The sequence below is a fragment of the Flavobacterium sp. SORGH_AS_0622 genome, assembly GCF_030818825.1.
In the GTDB taxonomy this organism is placed as follows: domain Bacteria; phylum Bacteroidota; class Bacteroidia; order Flavobacteriales; family Flavobacteriaceae; genus Flavobacterium.
This window is the reverse complement of sequence record NZ_JAUTAX010000001.1, coordinates 3,808,042-3,820,277: the sequence shown is the minus strand read 5'-3', so window position 1 is coordinate 3,820,277 and position 12,236 is coordinate 3,808,042. Positions and strand designations below refer to the sequence as shown.

At 31.9% G+C, this 12,236-nt stretch carries 14 protein-coding genes; 7 read left to right on the top strand and 7 right to left on the bottom strand.

What is annotated here, in order from left to right:
• Window positions 1-18: 18 nt before the first annotated feature.
• From QE431_RS16105 to QE431_RS16095, 3 genes are all read right to left on the bottom strand, one after another.
• Window positions 19-438 carry a hypothetical protein gene (locus QE431_RS16105; protein WP_134139927.1) on the bottom strand — a complete coding sequence of 140 codons (420 nt, stop codon included), beginning with the start codon at window positions 436-438 and terminating at the stop codon, window positions 19-21.
• A 33-nt stretch (window positions 439-471) separates the two neighbouring features.
• The gene (locus tag QE431_RS16100; protein WP_307297701.1) at window positions 472-1,014 is read right to left on the bottom strand and encodes an RNA polymerase sigma factor; all 543 of its coding nucleotides are present in this window, start codon (window positions 1,012-1,014) and stop codon (window positions 472-474) included.
• Window positions 1,015-1,090: 76 nt separating this feature from the next.
• Complete coding sequence (locus QE431_RS16095) at window positions 1,091-2,245, bottom strand: SRPBCC family protein (protein WP_057116706.1); 1,155 nt, start codon at window positions 2,243-2,245, stop codon at window positions 1,091-1,093.
• A gap of 455 nt (window positions 2,246-2,700) precedes the next feature.
• Between QE431_RS16095 and QE431_RS16085 the strand changes: the two genes are divergently transcribed.
• Window positions 2,701-3,081 carry a nucleoside triphosphate pyrophosphohydrolase family protein gene (locus QE431_RS16085; protein WP_057116704.1) on the top strand — a complete coding sequence of 127 codons (381 nt, stop codon included), beginning with the start codon at window positions 2,701-2,703 and terminating at the stop codon, window positions 3,079-3,081.
• 225 nt (window positions 3,082-3,306) lie between these two features.
• On the opposite strand, the gene QE431_RS16080 is transcribed toward QE431_RS16085, so the two are convergent.
• Window positions 3,307-4,377, bottom strand: a complete 1,071-nt coding sequence (locus QE431_RS16080; RefSeq protein ID WP_307297696.1) for a branched-chain amino acid aminotransferase — start codon at window positions 4,375-4,377, stop codon at window positions 3,307-3,309.
• Window positions 4,378-4,681: 304 nt separating this feature from the next.
• Here QE431_RS16080 and mnmD point away from each other — a divergent pair, with 304 nt between their 5' ends.
• A complete protein-coding gene (gene mnmD / locus QE431_RS16075) occupies window positions 4,682-5,344 on the top strand; it encodes a tRNA (5-methylaminomethyl-2-thiouridine)(34)-methyltransferase MnmD (protein WP_281866298.1) in 663 nt (220 codons plus the stop codon).
• Between the two features lie 166 nt (window positions 5,345-5,510).
• Window positions 5,511-5,708 carry a hypothetical protein gene (locus tag QE431_RS16070; RefSeq protein WP_057116701.1) on the top strand — a complete coding sequence of 66 codons (198 nt, stop codon included), beginning with the start codon at window positions 5,511-5,513 and terminating at the stop codon, window positions 5,706-5,708.
• A gap of 30 nt (window positions 5,709-5,738) precedes the next feature.
• Here QE431_RS16070 and QE431_RS16065 read toward each other — a convergent pair whose 3' ends face one another.
• Entirely contained in the window at window positions 5,739-6,683 is a 945-nt protein-coding gene (locus QE431_RS16065) for a LysR substrate-binding domain-containing protein (RefSeq protein WP_134139931.1), read from the bottom strand.
• A gap of 106 nt (window positions 6,684-6,789) precedes the next feature.
• Between QE431_RS16065 and QE431_RS16060 the strand changes: the two genes are divergently transcribed.
• From QE431_RS16060 to can, 4 genes are all read left to right on the top strand, one after another.
• A complete protein-coding gene (locus QE431_RS16060) occupies window positions 6,790-7,269 on the top strand; it encodes a Dps family protein (RefSeq protein ID WP_307297692.1) in 480 nt (159 codons plus the stop codon).
• A gap of 122 nt (window positions 7,270-7,391) precedes the next feature.
• Window positions 7,392-7,676: a hypothetical protein gene (locus QE431_RS16055; protein ID WP_241774348.1), complete on the top strand. Its 285-nt coding sequence runs from the start codon at window positions 7,392-7,394 to the stop codon at window positions 7,674-7,676.
• An 89-nt stretch (window positions 7,677-7,765) separates the two neighbouring features.
• Window positions 7,766-9,412, top strand: a complete 1,647-nt coding sequence (locus tag QE431_RS16050; protein WP_307297690.1) for a SulP family inorganic anion transporter — start codon at window positions 7,766-7,768, stop codon at window positions 9,410-9,412.
• A 113-nt stretch (window positions 9,413-9,525) separates the two neighbouring features.
• Window positions 9,526-10,161 (top strand): carbonate dehydratase, encoded by a 636-nt coding sequence (gene can, locus QE431_RS16045; RefSeq protein WP_057116696.1) that lies wholly within the window; start codon window positions 9,526-9,528, stop codon window positions 10,159-10,161.
• Window positions 10,162-10,197: 36 nt separating this feature from the next.
• Here the strand turns inward: can and QE431_RS16040 are convergent, their stop codons facing one another.
• Entirely contained in the window at window positions 10,198-11,400 is a 1,203-nt protein-coding gene (locus QE431_RS16040) for an LETM1-related biofilm-associated protein (RefSeq protein ID WP_057116695.1), read from the bottom strand.
• A gap of 107 nt (window positions 11,401-11,507) precedes the next feature.
• Window positions 11,508-12,035, bottom strand: a complete 528-nt coding sequence (locus QE431_RS16035) for a superoxide dismutase family protein (RefSeq protein WP_057116694.1) — start codon at window positions 12,033-12,035, stop codon at window positions 11,508-11,510.
• Window positions 12,036-12,236 lie beyond the last annotated feature (201 nt).

Below are 12,236 nucleotides of genomic sequence, written 5' to 3'. Positions count from 1 at the left end.
AGTTAAGTTAAGTTTAATTTAGTTTTGTTCTGAAATTAAATGTTCTATGTTCGGACTGGTCGATAAAATATCTTCTATCGTTTCATCTTCCAAAGTAATGTCATTGTTTATTTTTTCGATATCGCTGTCATCTAATTTTTGAATTAAATCGTATTGATTCAAATTAGATTGATACGATAAATAGGTTTCTAAAGTAGCTTCGTCAAGATCATTTGATGTTGCTCTATAATTGTTCACAATTGGAATCATTAAGGCAAAACCTACTACCGCTGCCGCTACTAGAGAGAATGTTTTTTTACGTTTGTAAAAAGGAATTACTTTTACTTCTTTTTCGTTTAATTGCTGTAAAACTTTCTCTGAAAAATCATCAAAATAATGCTCGGGAGTTTTAAATCCAGATTTTATTTTTGGTTCGTTTTCTAATTTAAATGTTTTCATAATACCTATAAGATAGTTTTAGTTACAAAAGGTTTAATTTGATGTAACATATAATTCGATTTTTTTTACTGCATGATGATAAGACGCCTTCAAAGCTCCCACAGAAGTACCTAAGATTTCTGCTATTTCTTCATATTTTAATTCTTCAAAATATTTCATTTTGAAAACCAGCTGTTGTTTTTCTGGAAGTGTTACAATTGCTTTTTGAAGTTTGATTTGAATTTCATCTCCATCAAAATAAAGATCTGCTTTTAGGTTGTCAATTGTTTTATTCTGCAGATCTTCGGATGAAATACCGCTTAATTTTGCTTTTTGAGATAAAAAAGTCAAAGCTTCGTTTGTAGCAATACGATACATCCATGAAAAAAGTTTACTTTCACCTTTAAAGTTTTTAAGATACTGAAAGACTTTTACAAAAGTATTCTGCAAGACATCGTCGGCATCATCATGATTCAAAACAATGTTTCGAATATGAGAATACAAAGGTCTCTGATAATCAGATAGGAGTTTTTGAAACGCAACATTTTGCGTTTCAGGGTTTAATAATTGTTTTATAAATTCCTTCTCGTCTATCAAACTTTTTGTTTTGTAAACCTTCTTAATATAACTTAGACTGAATTTAAAACAAAAGGTTTAATCAACACCTTTAAGTTTAGAATTCTGACTGTTCTTCTTCTTTAGCAGGAGTTGTTGCAGCTGGGGCTGGAGTAGCAGCAGGTTTTTTCTGTGCTGGTTCCGCTTGGGTTTCTGGTGAATAAACTGGTGTAGTTACTACAGGTTCTTCTACTTTAGGTTTAACTGGGAAATAAATTTCAGTAACTAATTTAGACGAGCCTTTAACATCCAATTTACTTAGTGTCCAAATTTCAAGATGCGACCAGCTTAATTCTGGAGTAATCTTTTCTTTGTTTATAAAAGCTGTTGTTTTGGCAATAGCTTCATTTCTATGAGAATAATCTCCGGTAAGCGTAGTTTTTACAGCATCGAATCCGTTAAGTTTTCCAGAAAGAATGTCACTTCCAGAACTAATAGAAATTTCTTTATTGATTGGTAAACAGATAGAGATTTTAGCTAAACCTGTTTTAGTGTCGTACGTATGATAAATAATAAAAGGCTTTCCGCTTGCAGATAATCCGTTTGTTTCGCTAAAGTGAATTAGCTTCGGAATTACAATTCGGGCATTTTTGTTTACTTTTTCTATCTCACTTGTAAAAGTTTGTTTTATATATGGAGTTTCAGTTTTTTTAACCAATCCATCAACTTTAACAGCATAAGTTTTTGTTTCGTAATCAAGGTTTTTATCAATATTGGCTAAACTTTTTTCATAAATAGTACCAATAACTCTGTCAGAACCTCCATGTAATGCAGTGTAGATTTTGAAAAGAAAACTCATAGTTCCTTTTCCTTTCCAGGTAACTTTAGTTTTTCCGTTCAAGGTATCTTTTAAAGTCCAGCTCACATCTGCTTCTGTACCTTCATATTTCATTTTTTGCTCAATGCTTTCACCATCTTTTGTTTTCAAGATGATTGCATTTCCTTTTCCTTCAACCCCGTCCCAATAAAAAGAAGCGCCGCTTCCGCTTGTTTTGTTCGGAAAAGTCATTTGTATTGAAGGATCTTCAACCGACCAAGATTCAAAATCTTCGTAATTTCTAAAATCATTAAGGTAATTGTAAACCGTTGCACGAGGCGAATTGATTACTTTGCTTCTTTCTACATCAAAAATTCCTTTTTGTGTAGCAACAAAAACGGTAAGGGCAACAAGACTTAATAACGCAAAAAGAAATAAATACTTAAGAATTTTCATTGGTAGATTGTTTGGTTTCGTAAAGTTATAAATTTTATTGTGAGTCTTACTAATAACCAATAATTATTAGGTTTTATTTTGCTGCGATGTACTTTTTTATCGAAAAAAGACCCTTTTAACTTTGAGGATAATTATCTTTTAAAGAAAATTTTAATCAAAAATAAAATTGCGATGAATAGTAAAAAAACAAGTAATACTTTATAATTTCCTTTGTAAAAGATTTTATGTAATGCTAAATCTTTTCGATAAGCAAATATCATTACGATTACAAAAGCAATAAAAAAACACACCCCAAATATTAATTGTCCTTGACTAAACATAGCTTTAAAATTATTTTTGGCAAATTTAGAGAATTGCAGACGATTTGCTGCTAAATTGCCTTTTGATTTAATTCAGTTTTATTGCTAGATTTATATCGAAGTAGTTTAAATTAGCAAAAAAAAAGAAACAACTATATGAAAAAACAACTTGACGCCGTAACAGAATTTCACACCGCTTTTAAAATTGGCCACAGCGCAACACCAATTGCCGATGTTGGAGCTGAGAAAAAATTACTTCGTTACAATTTAATGAAAGAGGAAAATGAAGAATATTATGAGGCAGTTCAAAATAATGATTTAGTTGAAATTGCAGACGCACTTGGAGATATGATGTATATTTTGTGCGGTACAATTATAGAACATGGTCTTCAAGATAAAATTGAAGCTGTTTTTGATGAAATTCAGCGTAGTAATATGAGTAAGCTTGGCGAAGATGGGAAACCAATTTATCGTGAAGACGGTAAGGTAATGAAAGGTCCAAATTATTTTAAACCTGATTTTTCGAAGCTTTTGTAAAAAAAATGCTGTGCTATTTGAGTATAGTTTGTCATTTCGACGAAGGAGAAATCCTTGCGAGAAGCTCGACAAAGATTGAATTCTCGTTGCGGAGTTACTTGCAGAGATTTCTCTTCGTCGAAATGACAATATTGTGTTTAAATAGTTATACTATAATAGAGTAAAACACAAAACCCGACAGATTTTTTAAAATTTGTCGGGTTTGTTTTTGTAAATATCTTTTGATTATTGAACTTTAACTGTCCATCCGTAAGTGTCTTCAGAAAGTTTGTTTTGAAGACTTGTTAGTTTTTCTTTTAAGAAAGAAGCGTATGAATTCTCGATTGGAGCCATTTCATAATATTCATCTTGATAAGAGAAGCCTTTAATTACGCTGATAACTGCAGCAGTTCCAGCTCCAAAAATTTCTTTTAAAGATCCGTTTTTAGCAGCTTCAACTAATTCTGAAACAATTACTGGACGAACTTCTACTTTAAGACCTTCTTTTTCAGCCATTGCGATCAAACTTTTTCTAGTAACACCATCCAAAATTCTTTCGCTTGTTGGAGCAGTCAATAAAGTATCGTTGATTCTGAAGAAAACGTTCATTGTTCCAGCTTCTTCTAATTTTGTGTGCGTTGCATCATCAGTCCAGATAACTTGTTGGAAACCATCTTTGTTTGCCAAGTTAGTTGGGTAAAATTGCGCAGCGTAATTTCCAGCAGCTTTCGCGGCACCAATTCCGCCATTTGCAGCTCTACTGTAATGTTCAGCAATAATTACTTTTACTTCACCTCCGTAATAAGCTTTTGCAGGAGAAAGTAAAATCATGAATTTATATTCGTCAGAAGGATTGGCGATAACTCCAGGTCCTGTAGCAATCATAAACGGACGGATATACATACTTGCTCCGTTTCCTCTCTGAATCCAGTCTTTGTCTACTTTCAATAATTCATTTAAACCATCCATGAAAATAGATTCCGGAATTTCTGGCATTGCCATTCTTACTGCAGAACTATTAAAACGTTTGTAGTTTTCATCCGGTCTAAACAACCAAACATCATTATTGTCATCTTTATAAGCTTTCATTCCTTCAAAAATAGCTTGACCATAATGGAAGACTTTTGAAGATGGATCCATCAAAATAGGAGCATAAGGTTTAATGACAGGATTTTGCCATTGTCCGTTTTTAAAATCGCATTCGAATAAATGGTCTGTAAATACAGCACCAAAACTTAAGTTGTCAAAATCTACTTCGTTTATTTTTGTAGAAGTAGCTTTTATGATTTCAATTTTGCTTGTTTGAGTTGTACTCATAGTTATGTAAGTTTTTTGTGAGATATTTCACGGTCGAGAATCTAACGTGATGATATCATGTAAAATAGAATTTATTGAATGCAAAATTAAGTAAAATAATGTAAAAAGCTTAGTGAAAATTCATTATTTACTGCTTTTGATTGAGATTTATTTATCCTATAATAAACTCAAATATTTAATTCGTTTTTATAAAGATTTTATGAAAAAACTATCGATTTTTAAGGCTTTACGCATTAGTTTTGACTAATTTTGAATATTAAAATGGCTTGAAAATCAATAAAAAGCTATTACAAATTTCGAAAAAATGAAAAGGGAAATAATTAAAACGCTAGACGGCTCAACTACAATTCGTTTGCTAGAATGGGATGAATGTTATCATTCGAAACATGGTGCAATTCAAGAAGCTAAACATGTATTTATTAAAAACGGACTTGATTTATTTGAGCAGCCAATAAGTATATTAGAAATAGGTTTTGGAACAGGTTTAAATGCCTTTATTACTTTTTTAGAAGCTGTCCGTAAAAAACAGAATATTGATTACGTTGGAGTAGAAGCTTATCCCGTTGATGCAAATGAAATTCTGGAGATGAATTATGCCGAAGAGCTGGAAGCATTGGAATTTGAGAACATTTTTGAAAAAATGCATAAAACTGAATGGGATAAAAAGGTAGAAATTTGCGATCTGTTCTCGTTAACCAAAAGGAAACAATTTTTTCACGAAATAAACGATTTTGAAATTTTTGATTTGATTTACTTTGATGCCTTCGGATATAGAGTACAACCGGAGCTTTGGAGTACAGAAATTTTTCAGAAAATGTACAATAGTTTAAAGCCAAACGGTGTTCTTGTAACTTATGCAGCGCGCGGAGTTGTTAAAAGGAGTATGATCGAAGTTGGGTTTACAGTAGAAAAATTGGCAGGCCCTCCAGGGAAAAGAGAGATGTTTCGAGCTTTTAAAAAGGTTTAAATGAACTATTTAGAATTATTCTAGATTGATTTATATGTTTTAAGAAAACGTATTCGTTGCTAAATTTTTTAAAAAAATAAGTTAAAAGTAGTATTTATGTTGGATATTTGATTAAATTTGCTCGAGTTTAAAAAAATAGATAACCCCCCGAAAATCTTATTTTATTATGTCAAAAATGATGTTTGATTACACGAAATCAATACTTGAAAGAGTAAGTTTCGACCCGGTACTTTTCTGCAAGGAGTTAGAAAAAGCTATCAAAACACTGTTGCCTTACGAAATGGAACAATTGCAAGAATGGTTATTAAATTTCATTATTGAAAAACCAGAATTAAAACAGAGTCTACAGCTAATTAAAGTATAAGAGAAAAGGAGCCAAAATTGGCTCCTTTTTTTATGCTTTCTTTTGTAAAGGACTAATGATTTGAACATTCTGAAAAACAATTGCTCCTTTTACAACGCCGGCAATTGTAGATCTGATCGCGTCAATGATTTGCATTTTTAATTCGCTCTTTGGGTAAATTAAACTTACCTCACGAGCAGGTTTTGGTTCCTTAAAATTACGTAGTTTCAGTTTGTCGGAATCTTTTAAGTCTAACGTGTGCAAGTACGGAAGTAACGTTGTGCCAAGGCCTTCGTCTGCTAATTTAATCAGGGTTTCAAAACTGCCGCTTTGAATCTGAAAATTAGTCTGATCGATGTCGGAACCATTTTTGCATAAATTAAGAATTCCATCTCTAAAGCAGTGTCCGTCTTGTAAAAGAAGGATTTCATTTAAATTTAAATCAGAAACTTCTATTTCCTGCTTTTGAAAACTAGCATGATGCTCAGGAATATAAGCCACAAATGGTTCGAAGTATAAAACTATTTCTTTAATTTTTTCATCTTCCAGCGGTGTTGCAGCTATCGCAGCATCTAAATGTCCGTTTTTTAACTTTACAATAATTTCGTCTGTGTTAAGCTCTTCAATTAAGAGTTTTACCTTTGGATATTTTTTAATGAAATTATTTAAAAACATCGGTAAAAGCGTCGGCATAATGGTTGGAATTATTCCTAAGCGGAATTCTCCTCCTATAAAACCTTTTTGCTGCTCTACAATGTCTTTTATTCGATCGGCTTCGTTTACAATGTTTTTCGCCTGGTTCACTATTTTTTGACCAATGTCAGTAAGTTGAATAGGTTTTTTGCTTCTGTCGAAAATTAATATATTAAGTTCTTCTTCAATCTTTTGTATCTGCATACTCAAGGTTGGCTGAGTTACAAAGCATTTTTCAGCAGCTAGAGTGAAATTTTTATGCTCAGCAACTGCTAACACATATTGTAATTGAGTTATAGTCATATTGATAGTAAATTTTGATGCAAAAATAAGAAAATATAATTTTTATTTATATAAAATTCATGAAACTTACTTTAAATTTGTAGTAAATTAGTGTAAAAATTAAATTATGAAAACAAATATTTTAGGATTACCTGTAAAAGAATCAGAAGAATTAGTAAAAGAGTTGAATGTATTATTATCAAACTTTCAGGTATATTATCAAAACTTGAGAGGGATTCACTGGAACATTCGAGGAAAACGTTTTTTTGATTTACACGTAAAATTCGAAGAATTATATACAGACGCACAATTAAAAATTGATATGATAGCCGAAAGAGTTTTGACAATTGGAGGAACTCCGCTGCACACTTTTGAGGACTATATTAAAAATAACAAATTAACTGTTGGAAAAAATATTTCTAATGATGAAAAAGCTGTTCAGTTAATTGTTCATTCGTTATCAGATTTGTTAAAAATTGAAAGAGAGATATTAAACAAATCTGACGAAATTAACGATGAAGGTACTAATTCTATGATGAGTGACTTTATTGCTGAGCAGGAAAAAACAATTTGGATGATGAATGCTTGGTTAGAAGAAACTCTTTAAAATATTGTTTGTTAACGATTTAAAGGCAGAACAGCATAAAAATTGCGTTCTGCTTTTTTGTTTATGTTAAATTTCTATAAAAATCTCTTTGATTTTATTTGTTTAACGCTATTTTTGCTTCAATGAAATTAGTTGCTCGCATATTATTATTCATTTTTATTGCCTTCTTATCGACCCCGACAATTGTTCAGGCGATAAAGAAAGGGAATAATACAGTTGTATCTTTTAGTATAGCTGAAGAAGAAGTACATAAAGAGCTGAAAAATGTTATGCACCATCCATCAATTTTGGAGCATGAAGTTATAATTCCGGTTTACATCGAGAAAAAAACAATCATATCTGAAAATATTGTAAAACTTGACAATATTTCTCCGAGCATATTTGCTCCACCTCCCAATTTAGTATAATACTTCCGATTATTTGATCTTTAACCGCATTTGAATTTAAACAAATGGGGTAAATCTTTAATGAATAATTTTTTTAGTATTGTATTATTATGACAAAAAAAATCAATCTTTTTGCCAACCTTAAGTCTGATTTTGCGTCAGGTTTAGTGGTTTTCTTGGTGGCTCTTCCATTGTGTTTAGGTATTGCAATGGCTTCTGGGGCGCCGTTATTTTCTGGAATTATTGCTGGTGTTGTAGGCGGTATTGTGGTAGGTTATTTAAGCCAGTCACATATTAGTGTATCGGGTCCAGCTGCTGGGTTGACAGCTATTATTTTAACCGCAATTACCGATTTTGGAGCTTTCGATGTATTTTTAATGTCTGTTTTTATTGCAGGATTAATTCAATTAGCATTAGGATTTTTAAAAGCCGGAAGTATATCCAACTATTTCCCAACAAATGTAATTGAAGGAATGTTAGCTGGTATAGGAATCATCATCATCTTAAAACAAATCCCTCATGCTTTTGGTTATGATGCTGATTTTGAAGGGGATCAAGCCTTTATACAAAATGATGGAAGTAATTCTTTTTCGTTTTTGTTTGATCTTTTAAATCACATTCAATTAGGAGCCGTAGTAGTTTCTTTAGTCTCACTGGTAATCTTGCTTTCGTGGGAGAAAGTACCATTTCTAAAAAGAATAAAATTAGTTCCAGGAGCACTAGTTGCAGTTATTGCTGGGGTTGTTTTAAATGAAATATTTGTATCAACAGGAAGCGCTTTGGCAATTGGAAAAGAACATTTGGTTTCTTTGCCAGTTCCAAAATCTTTTGATGAATTTAAATCAATTATAATTACGCCAAACTTTGCCGCTGTTTCAAATCCGCAGGTTTGGGTAGTTGCTGTTACAATTGCCATTGTTGCTTCTATTGAAACACTTTTATGTATTGAAGCCTCAGATAGAATGGATGCTCAAAAACGATACACAAACACAAATGTTGAATTAAAAGCGCAAGGTGTGGGTAATATAATAAGTTCTCTTTTAGGAGGACTTCCTATGACATCTGTTGTAGTGCGTTCGTCAGCTAATAATAATGCTGGTGCAAAATCTAAAATGTCTACTATTATTCATGGTGTACTTTTATTAATAAGTGTATTATCGATTCCAGCAATTTTAAACAAAATTCCGTTGGCAACATTGGCAACAGTTTTAATTTTAGTGGGTTATAAATTAGCAAAACCAGCAACTTTTATGCATTTCTGGGAAAAGGGGAAATACCAGTTTGTCCCTTTTATTGCAACTTTGGTCTTTGTCGTTGCGACAGATTTGCTAAAAGGTGTTGCGTTGGGAATTATTATTAGTATCATTTTTGTTTTAAGAGGAAACTTAAAAAGAGCTTATATCTTCAAAAAAGAAGAATATGAAGACGGTGATATTATTCACATCGATTTAGCGCAGGAAGTTTCATTTTTAAATAAAGCTGCGATCAAACAAACGCTGAATGAAATTCCTGAAAATTCAAAAGTAATTATCAATGCTCATGATACAGAATATATTGCACATGATGTTTTAGATTTGATTCGTGAATTTAAAGAAACAAGGGCAATTGATGATAACATTAAAGTCAAACTTAAAGGCTTTAAAGAAGCATACGAATTAGAAAATACACCAGATAATAACAATCACGTTACTATTGAACATTATTATGATGTAGCAAAAAGGGAAGTGGTTAAAAAAGAAGTTGTTAAAGGAGAATAATTAAAATAAGGTGTTTTTAAGGAGGAAGAAATCTTAAAAATTAGGTAACTTTACCTCAAGTTCTTTTTTGAGAAGATTATAACTTAAAAATTACCACAAAAAAAAATAAAAAAATGAGAAAGTTTTATGAGCAGTTATTAGAAAACAATAAAAAGTGGGTAGAGAATTCATTGGCATTAGATCCAAATTATTTTGCTGATTTAGCAAAAGGTCAGTCGCCGCCATTATTATGGATTGGATGTTCTGACAGCCGTGTTCCTGCAAACGAAATTGTTGGTGCAAAACCAGGTGAAGTTTTTGTTCACCGTAATATCGCAAATATGGTTGTGCATTCTGATATGAATATGCTTAGTGTTTTAGATTATGCTGTAAATGTATTAAAAGTAAAACACGTTATCGTATGCGGACATTATGGATGCGGAGGTGTAAAAGCTGCAATGGGACACCAATCTGTTGGAATTATTGATAACTGGCTTCGTCACATAAAAGATGAATACCGTCTGCACGATAAATACTTAAACTCAATTGAGGACGAAACAGAACGTTTTAATGCTTTTGTTGAAATCAATGCAAAAGAGCAGGTTTACAATTTAGCTAAGACTTCTATTGTACAAAATGCATGGAAAAATGGTCAGGATTTAATGCTTCACGGATGGGTTTACGGATTAAATTCAGGTTTTGTAACCGATTTAAATGTAAATATCGCGTCGAATGATGAACTAGACGAAGTTTATCAATTAGATCTTTAATAGATAAAAAAATCGCCCTCAAAAGGGCGATTTTTTTTATTCATTTTCATCTAAGTTTTCGTTAAATGCAGATGGAAGCATTGTTGGGATAAACTTGATTAATATTGGTAATAACAAACTTCCTCCTGGAAGTAAAAATATCGTAAGCGATGGAATTGTTTTACAAATGTCCAAAAGCTGTTTTTTGACTTTCTTTTTTTCCTTTGCATCCAAATCTCTTGTTGTAGAGTATGCTAATAAAACAACGAGTTCTTTACTCTGCATAATTTCTCTTACCAATCGGTTTTTGTTTCTTGTGATCAATTTTATAACGCTGTGCGTCATTTGATCGTAAAAATGCTTAACAGGGTTCGAGTAATTAAAATAAGGAATTTTACTTTTATGAGTTGTGATAAAAGCGTTTGTTGTTGCAATACTTTGGGCTGTAAATTCATCTGTAACACCCATCATTGATCCTAAAGAATATAAAAAATAAGCTTCTTCATTTTCAACAACACCATCACTCCAAAGTGCCATTCCAGCCATATCAATTAAATAATATTGCTCTAATTTGTTGCTGAAATAATCTAACTGCAAGGTTTCTAAAGTATCTACAGTAACTTTAGAGAATTTAGAATAACGAATAGAAGCTTCGAATAATTTAATCAATAAATCATCGTGCTGTGATTTTACCGTTTTAGTTTTTAGCGCTAAACCCACAATACCAAGAACTGTTTCTTCAATACGTTTTAGATATTTTTCTGGAATTTCGCCATGAGCCAAATATTGTCTAAAAGCTAAAACATCAATAAACAATAAAGCATTTGTTACCAAATGCGAAAAGTTTTTGCTGATGATGCTGTCATTCGTCTGAACCCTTTGGTCAATAATGCTTTCCAGAGAGAGGGAAGGAGTATCTTTTGGAAGTAAAATTTTAAACAAGTTAAATCCTTCTGGATTCATTTGTTTGTAAAACTTTAAAACTTCTGAGATGAAATTTTTAGGTTCCGAGTTTCTTTTCTCTAAACAAAAAACATGATAGAGTGTATTAAGTAAAGCTACTTTAGAAATTTCGGTTTTAAACCAGCCTTTTATCGGAATCGGAATCTGAGAATCTATAGCAATAATATGACCATAAATAAATCCCGTTTCTCTTACTTTATAGTAAAACGATTCTACTGTTTCAAAAGGAATTGCTTCTGAAAACTTCTGTTCACTAAAAAACTTATCTATCCAGCCGTGTGCTGATGGGTTAATCATTGACTTAATTTTGCTAATGCAAAGCTATGTCTTTTTCTTGTTTTAGGATTCATTTTAAAATGAAATAACCACTAGATTTTGTTAAAAATAGTGGTTATTGTATTTTCTTATTTGATGATTCCTGCACAAGCAACTCTTCCGCCGGCATTTCCTGTAGGCTGGGTTGTAAAATCATCTGTTCCTGCATGAACGATTAAACCTTTGCCAAGAACATCTTTGTTAGAATCTCCACATCCAACGCACCATTCGTCAGTAGTTAAAGTGATCGATCCATTACCTTTTGCATCTGCAGTAAAGTTTCCGATATCACCTTTATGATATTCGCCAACTCCCCATTTTCCGTGTTTTTTAAAAGTTGGATTCCAGTGTCCTCCAGCAGAGCTTCCGTCTGCAGCACTACAATCTGCTTTTTCATGGATATGTATAGCGTGAACTCCTGGTTCTAATCCAGTCATTTTTGCAGTAAAAGTAACTTTTCCATTTTTCTCTGTAAAAACAGCAGTTCCAGTAACCTTACTGTTGCTTTTTGGTTCTAATGCAACTGTTAATGTTTTTGCATCACTTGATTTTGTATTTGTCTTACAGCCAATGATTACGGCTGTAATTATAGCGAAAGAAACAATTAGTTTTTTCATATATATGGGCATTTTAGTTAAATATTAAGTAAATTTAACATAAAATAACGGAATGGCTTAACTCTAAAAGTTAAAAAAAAGTCAAACTATTCGTTATAATTTAATATCGATTGAGCACATAACACGGAAATATTGCGTAAATTCGTATGGTTTTAACGAATAATTTCTGAGATCATCCTGCTCTAATTCGCTCATATTTAA

What these genes read in the sequence shown, in the direction of transcription:
- mnmD (WP_281866298.1), top strand. Translation starts at nt 4,682, where the DNA reads ATGAAAAGGGAAATAATTAAAACGCTAGACGGCTCAACTACAATTCGT.
- QE431_RS16035 (WP_057116694.1), bottom strand. Translation starts at nt 12,035, where the DNA reads ATGAAAAAACTAATTGTTTCTTTCGCTATAATTACAGCCGTAATCATT.
- QE431_RS16095 (WP_057116706.1), bottom strand. Translation starts at nt 2,245, where the DNA reads ATGAAAATTCTTAAGTATTTATTTCTTTTTGCGTTATTAAGTCTTGTT.
- QE431_RS16060 (WP_307297692.1), top strand. Translation starts at nt 6,790, where the DNA reads ATGAAAACAAATATTTTAGGATTACCTGTAAAAGAATCAGAAGAATTA.
- QE431_RS16055 (WP_241774348.1), top strand. Translation starts at nt 7,392, where the DNA reads ATGAAATTAGTTGCTCGCATATTATTATTCATTTTTATTGCCTTCTTA.
- can (WP_057116696.1), top strand. Translation starts at nt 9,526, where the DNA reads ATGAGAAAGTTTTATGAGCAGTTATTAGAAAACAATAAAAAGTGGGTA.
- QE431_RS16065 (WP_134139931.1), bottom strand. Translation starts at nt 6,683, where the DNA reads ATGACTATAACTCAATTACAATATGTGTTAGCAGTTGCTGAGCATAAA.
- QE431_RS16105 (WP_134139927.1), bottom strand. Translation starts at nt 438, where the DNA reads ATGAAAACATTTAAATTAGAAAACGAACCAAAAATAAAATCTGGATTT.
- QE431_RS16040 (WP_057116695.1), bottom strand. Translation starts at nt 11,400, where the DNA reads ATGATTAACCCATCAGCACACGGCTGGATAGATAAGTTTTTTAGTGAA.
- QE431_RS16070 (WP_057116701.1), top strand. Translation starts at nt 5,511, where the DNA reads ATGTCAAAAATGATGTTTGATTACACGAAATCAATACTTGAAAGAGTA.
- QE431_RS16085 (WP_057116704.1), top strand. Translation starts at nt 2,701, where the DNA reads ATGAAAAAACAACTTGACGCCGTAACAGAATTTCACACCGCTTTTAAA.
- QE431_RS16080 (WP_307297696.1), bottom strand. Translation starts at nt 4,377, where the DNA reads ATGAGTACAACTCAAACAAGCAAAATTGAAATCATAAAAGCTACTTCT.
- QE431_RS16050 (WP_307297690.1), top strand. Translation starts at nt 7,766, where the DNA reads ATGACAAAAAAAATCAATCTTTTTGCCAACCTTAAGTCTGATTTTGCG.